Origin of the sequence: Streptomyces sp. 13-12-16, assembly GCF_002114215.1 — a bacterium.
In the GTDB taxonomy this organism is placed as follows: domain Bacteria; phylum Actinomycetota; class Actinomycetes; order Streptomycetales; family Streptomycetaceae; genus Streptomyces.
Genome location: NZ_NCTE01000643.1, coordinates 1 through 5,680 on the forward strand (window position 1 = coordinate 1; position 5,680 = coordinate 5,680).

Genomic DNA, 5,680 nt, shown 5'->3' on the forward strand with positions numbered 1-5,680 from the left:
CGGCGCTGGCGCTCGGCTCGGCGGCGCTGTTCGCCTCCGCGCGGCGGCGCTCGGCGACCGGGCGGCACGGCCGCTGAACCCGTCTCGGGGCCCTGTCCGGCGGCTCAGGCCGGACAGGGCCCCGACGCGCGCACCCGCGCGTACACGTGTCAGTCGAACACGGAGGCGCAGGTGGTGGGCTCGGCGTGGGCCGGGTCGAGGGCGTTGGTCACCTCGTGGAAGGCGACCCGGTCGAACAGTCCGACCGCCAGGTGCTCGGACAGGTCGAGCGGGCAGAGGTCCTGGAGCAGGACGTTGCGCACGTTCGGTCCGGTCAGGAACCCGCTGCGGTAGGGGGTGACGACCTCGTCGTACCGGGTGGCGATGACGACGTAGCGGACGCCGGGCACGGTGTCGCCGCCCTCGTTGAGCCTGGTGAGGAAGTCGGAGCCGGCGACCTGGTCGGCGAGGGCGGGGGTGGCCTCGCTCAGCAGGTCCTCCGCGCCGGGGAAGTACGGCAGCAGTCGGGTGAGGCCTCCCAGGGTGGTGCCGTGGTTGCTGGGCGCGATGCCGACGAGGGCGTTCACCTCGTCGGCTCCGCCGAGGAACTTGAGGTAGTGACGCGGCATCATGCCGCCCTGGGAGTGGCCGACGAGGTCGGCCTCGGCGGCACCGGTGGCGGCGAGCACCTCGTCGACGAAGGCGTCGAGCTGTTCGGCGGACTTCTCGGTGGGGCCGAGGCCGTGGAAGAGGGGGACGCCGGGGAGCTGTCCGTAGTCGAGGGAGAAGACGCAGTAGCCGCGGTGCTTCAGGTAGGGCGCGAGGCCCAGCCAGTTGTCGACCGAGTTGCCGAAGGTGCCGTGGACCAGGACGACGGGGCGGGGGTGGGCGGCGGAGGGCTCGCAGGACCAGTCGTTCCAGCCCGAGGCGGGCGCGGTGGCGGCGTGGGCGCCGGCGGCGGTGGGGAGGGTGAGGCCCGCGGCCAGCAGCAGCGCGGCGAGGGGTCTGATCACTCGCTTCCAGGGCAGCATCGCGTGATCTCCTTGCGGTACGGGGGAAGGGTGGGGGCCTTACTCCCTGTGATCCGGATCACGAGGATGCTGTTCACCCGTCAAGTTACGGGCGAGTAGTAAAACTGGGAAGTTACGCGTCGGTAAAAACTTCCGGCACTGACCGGCGGTGACGCTCCCGCACCTGATATGGCGTCACCAGGCGGGACGAATCGGCCCGTCGGGCGCGATGCGCAGCAGCTTCCGCGCCAGTTCGCGCACCTCCGCCTCCCCCAGCACCTCACCCCAGGCCCGTACGGCCTCCGCCGCCGCCTCCTCGGCCGCCCCGGTGCAGGCCCACCCCGCCTCGGTCAGCACGACGAGCCGGGCCCGCGCGTCCACGGGATGCGGGCGCCGCTCGGCGTACCCCTTGCGCACCAGCTCGTCGACGAGCTGGCTCGCGGCCTGCTTGGTCACCCCGAGGTGGAGCGCGAGGTCGGTGACCGTCGCGCCGTCCGGGGCGAGCCGGGCGAAGGCGAAGCCGTGCGCCGGCCGCACCCCCTCGAAGCCGCGGGCGACCACCCCGTCATGGATGCGCTGGGTGAGCTCACCGGCGACGGCGAGGAGGGCGGCGGACAGGGTGATGGCCTCGGAGTTCTGCACGGGGAAATTCAAGCACCTTGACGAAATGGTCAAGTTACTTGACTATATGGTCAACCTACTTGACCACTGAAGGAGATCATCGTGCCCGTCGTCCGCCCGTCCGACGCCGTCGTCCACGAGATGCACGGCGCCCGTTTCGTCTCGTACGCCACCCCCTCGACCGGCAGCGAGGAGCTGTGCGCCTGGCGGGGCGAGATCCCCGCCGGCACGAGGGCGCCCGCGCACACCGTCAACCGGGAGGAGATCTTCCATCTGCTCTCCGGCGAGCTGCTGGTCACCCTCGACGGCACCGCTCACCGCGTCACCGCCGGCGACACGGTGATCATCAACCCCGGCGCGACCCTCGCCGTCGAGAACCCGGCCACCGAGGTCGCCGTCTCCTGGGTCACCACCTCCCGCGGCCTGGAGGCGACCCTGGCCGACGGCACGCGCGTGGTGCCGCCGTGGGCCAACTGAGACCGGCCCGCCCCTCCGTGCGGAGGGACGGGCCGTCGTAGGGTGCGGGGCTCAGCCGATCCGGGTACCGGTCACCGAGAGGGCCTCCGTCACCGGCTGGAAGAAGGTCGTACCGCCCGAGGCGCAGTCGCCGCTGCCGCCGGAGGTGAGGCCGACCGCGCTGCCGCCCGAGAAGAGCGAGCCGCCGCTGTCGCCGGGCTCGGCGCACACGTCGGTCTGGATGAGACCGTTGACGATGTCGCCGTTGCCGTAGTTCACGGTGGCGTCCAGACCGGTGACCGTGCCGGAGTGCACCTGGGTCGTGGAACCGCTGCGGGTGACCTGCATGCCGACGGTGGCCTCGGCGGCGCCGGAGATCGCCTGCGTGGAGCCGTCGTAGAGGTTCACCTCGCTCGGATGGGCGACGTCGGCGGTGTACTTGACCAGACCGTAGTCGTCGCCCGGGAAGCTGGACGCCACGTTCTCGCCGATCACGGTGCCCGAGGAGTCCGACCAGGTGGAGATCCCCTCGGTGCAGTGCCCGGCGGTGAGGAAGTGCGGCTCGCCGCCCTTGGTCACGTTGAAGCCGAGCGAGCAGCGCCCGCCGTTGCCCGTGATGGCGTCGCCACCCGCGACGAAGGGCTTGTACTCCCCCTTGGTGCGCTGGAGTTCGGCGGTGGCGCCGAGCCCGTCGACGACCTCGGTCAGCTTGGCCCACTCGGCCTCGGAGACCGTACGGTCCGCGGTGACGACGACCTTGTTGGTGGTCGGGTCGGTCACCCAGGCGGTGCCCGGGATGGTGGCGTCCTGTTCGAGGGTGGTGCGCGCGCTCTTCAGTTCGGCGAGGGAGTTCGCCACGACTCTCGCCTCGGCGCCGGCCGACTCGACGGTCTCGGCGGCGGCCTCGTCGAGCACGTTCACCACGAGGGCCTTGTTCTTCGCGTCGTAGTACGTTCCCGCCGCGTCGGCGCCCAGGTCCTGGGCGAGCGTCGAGGCGAGCTTTCCGGCCGCTCCGATCGAGAGGGCCCGGGGCGTGGAGTCCGCCGGGACCTCGCTGGCGTTCGCAGTCTGGAAGGTGACCGCGCCGGCGGCCAGTGCGGCGATGCCCGCACCCGCCATGACCGCACGTCGCCCGGGTATGCGTCGGTGCTTCAACTCACGTCCTCCTGTGGGGGGACGGCCCGGGAGGTTGTGGGGACCTCACCGGACCGGAAGGTGTACGGCGACGGGGGCAGAACACAGAAGAAGCCACACCCGCGCCGGTCGAACGGCGCCTACTCTTCCGAACCCTGCGGTGGGCACACAAGGTCGACTTCAGGACGCGCGTACGGCAACGGGCGCGCGCCCCCTATGTCCTGACAGGTCATGGACACGCAGGACGGTTCGCACTGCAAACGCTACGGGGGAGTAACCGGCGGTACGGTACGCGGGATTCCGCCGTGGCTTGAATTCGACCCTCACGCCTGGGGCAAGAGTGAGCCCCCGCACGGCGATCGCGTGCGGGGGCTCGTGGTGCTGCCGGCTGCGGGATGGGACCCGTGGGACCGGTGGTGCCGGCCGGTCCCGGCGGGCCGCTCCTAGTAGACGCTGACGCCGTAGGCGCTCAGGGCCTCCGTCACCGGCTGGAAGAAGGTCGTACCGCCGGAGGAGCAGTTGCCGCTGCCGCCGGAGGTGAGACCGTACGCGGTGCCGTTGCTGCCGTAGAGCGCGCCACCGGAGTCGCCGGGCTCGGCGCAGACCGTGGTCTGGATGAGACCGGAGACGATGTCGCCGCCGCCGTAGTTGACGGTGGCGTTCAGGGCGGTGACCCGGCCGCTGTGGGTGCCGGTGGTGGAACCGTCGCGGATGACGGTGGTGCCCACGCTCGGGGTGGCCGCGCGGGTGATGTCCACGCCGTTGGCGGTGCCGGGCCGGCTGACGGACCCGGTGTACCGGACGATGCCGTAGTCGTTGCCCGGGAAGCTGGTGCCGGCCGTCGAGCCGATGGCCGTGGTGCGCGCGGAGTTGGAGTACCAGGTGCCCGCGCCGTCGGTGCAGTGACCGGCGGTCAGGAAGTACTCGGCGCCGCTGCTGCTGCGGACGTTGAAGCCGAGGGAGCAGCGCCAGCTGCTCGCGTAGATGGCGTCGCCGCCCTGGATGAGCTTGCTGATCTTGCCCGGGGTGCGCTTGACGGTGATCGCGGCGGCGTCGTCCCCGGCCTGCTGCTTGATCTTGTTGATCTCGGCCTGGGAGACGGTGCTGTCGACGGTCAGGAGCACCCGGTTGGTCTTGCTGTCGACGGCCCAGGCGGTGCCCGGGACGTCGGCCTCCAGCACCGAGCCGCTCACGCTCTTGAGTTCGGCGGAGCTGAAGGTGGTGGGGGTCTCGGCCGCGTTCGCGCTGGGGACCACGATCGCGGCAGCGGCCACGAAGCCGGTGGCTACGGCGATCAGCCGAGTCCGTCTCGAGATGCCGCTGCGGGGGGTGGTGCGCTTGATCCTCACTTCTCGTTCCTCCACAAAGGAAGTAGGGGGCCCTCGTGGGGTTTGTGGGCCCGTGAGGCGCAGCCAGGGAGCCGGGTGCCCGGATTCCGAACACGCCGTGCCCCTGACAAGCGCTGTGGGAAGCGAGTATTCGGCCGACCGACCGTTCGGCGCAAGGGTGCCTTTTGGACGTCAACCTTTGAACCGTCTAGGAGTTTTGGTCCGGGTGTGAGACCGCGTTACCAGTGGTCACACCCGCGGCACGACCGGTCGAACAGCCGCACGGTGTCCGGAATTCGCCCCTCCGGATAACCGGTCCGTCAGCAGTCGCAGCCGCAGTCGCAGCCGTCGCAGCAGCCGTCCTCACCGCAGCAGTTGCAGCACTCGCAGCAGTTGCAGCAGTCGCCGCACCCGCTGCAGTCGCAGTTGGCGCAGGGCCCCTGCTTCTGCTCCCGGCTCCAGGGGTCGTCGTAGGTGCCGCAGCACAACTGGCAGGTGCAGGCGAGTCCCAGCCACACGGCGCAGCCGGCCAGCAGTCCGCGCCGGTCGCGGCGCGGCGGCTCGGGGGGCAGCGGGCCACCGGGGGTGCCGGGAGGCGCGTAGGGGCCGGTTCCGTGGGCACAGGAGACCGTACCGAAGGCACGATGGACGGAGTTGGGCAATTCATGGACGAGCAGCCGGTGCGCGAGACCGCCGTCGGTGCTGCGCCCTTCCGGGGAGACCCCGGACCCCCATTCGACCTCCTTCAGCGCGAGCCGGATGCCGTGCACCGCGTCGTCGGCGAGCCGACGGGCCTCCTCCAGCGGGGTCCCGGTGGCGGTGAGCGGGTTCCAGGCGCCCGAGGCCGCGTCGGCCTCCCGGTCCTCCACCGCGTCCAGGAGGTGCGCGAGGCGCCCGAAGAGGCGTCCGGCCTCCGCGAGCGGTACGGCGTTGCGCGGCCGGCCGGCCAGCACCGCGGTGTGCGCGAAGGCCGCGGCCGTCGCGGTCTCGGTCGGCTCGGTGACGGTGAGGATCGGGGTGCCGGGCCCGGCGAGGGTCTCGATGCCGGTCTGCCGGTCCACGGCGTCGACGAGGACGGCGGTGTCGAACCCGACGTCCGAACCGGTCCGCGCTCCCGCCCGGTCCCAGCTCGCCGCGACCCGCCGCGCGGCG

The 5,680-nt window shown here is 71.6% G+C and carries 6 protein-coding genes; 1 reads left to right on the forward strand and 5 read right to left on the reverse strand.

Translation table 11 applies throughout. From position 1 onward, the window contains the following. Positions 1-149: 149 nt before the first annotated feature. Together B7767_RS24845 and B7767_RS24850 are read right to left on the reverse strand one after the other, a co-directional pair. A complete protein-coding gene (locus tag B7767_RS24845) occupies positions 150-1,010 on the reverse strand; it encodes a triacylglycerol lipase (protein WP_085574149.1) in 861 nt (286 codons plus the stop codon). A gap of 174 nt (positions 1,011-1,184) precedes the next feature. Continuing rightward, positions 1,185-1,631, reverse strand: a complete 447-nt coding sequence (locus B7767_RS24850) for a MarR family winged helix-turn-helix transcriptional regulator (protein ID WP_085574150.1) — start codon at positions 1,629-1,631, stop codon at positions 1,185-1,187. An 81-nt stretch (positions 1,632-1,712) separates the two neighbouring features. On the opposite strand from B7767_RS24850, the gene B7767_RS24855 reads away from it, so the two are divergent. Beyond that, positions 1,713-2,087: a cupin domain-containing protein gene (locus tag B7767_RS24855; RefSeq protein ID WP_085574151.1), complete on the forward strand. Its 375-nt coding sequence runs from the start codon at positions 1,713-1,715 to the stop codon at positions 2,085-2,087. A gap of 51 nt (positions 2,088-2,138) precedes the next feature. Here the strand turns inward: B7767_RS24855 and B7767_RS24860 are convergent, their stop codons facing one another. From B7767_RS24860 to B7767_RS24870, 3 genes are all read right to left on the reverse strand, one after another. Further along, positions 2,139-3,185 carry a S1 family peptidase gene (locus B7767_RS24860; RefSeq protein WP_085574152.1) on the reverse strand — a complete coding sequence of 349 codons (1,047 nt, stop codon included), beginning with the start codon at positions 3,183-3,185 and terminating at the stop codon, positions 2,139-2,141. 458 nt (positions 3,186-3,643) lie between these two features. Beyond that, positions 3,644-4,549, reverse strand: a complete 906-nt coding sequence (locus tag B7767_RS24865) for a S1 family peptidase (RefSeq protein ID WP_085574153.1) — start codon at positions 4,547-4,549, stop codon at positions 3,644-3,646. Positions 4,550-4,848: 299 nt separating this feature from the next. Continuing rightward, positions 4,849-5,680 (reverse strand): hypothetical protein (locus tag B7767_RS24870; RefSeq protein ID WP_085574154.1); only part of this gene is annotated, 832 nt, incomplete at its 5' end.

What these genes read in the sequence shown, in the direction of transcription:
- B7767_RS24860 (WP_085574152.1), bottom strand. Translation starts at nt 3,185, where the DNA reads ATGGCGGGTGCGGGCATCGCCGCACTGGCCGCCGGCGCGGTCACCTTC.
- B7767_RS24845 (WP_085574149.1), bottom strand. Translation starts at nt 1,010, where the DNA reads ATGCTGCCCTGGAAGCGAGTGATCAGACCCCTCGCCGCGCTGCTGCTG.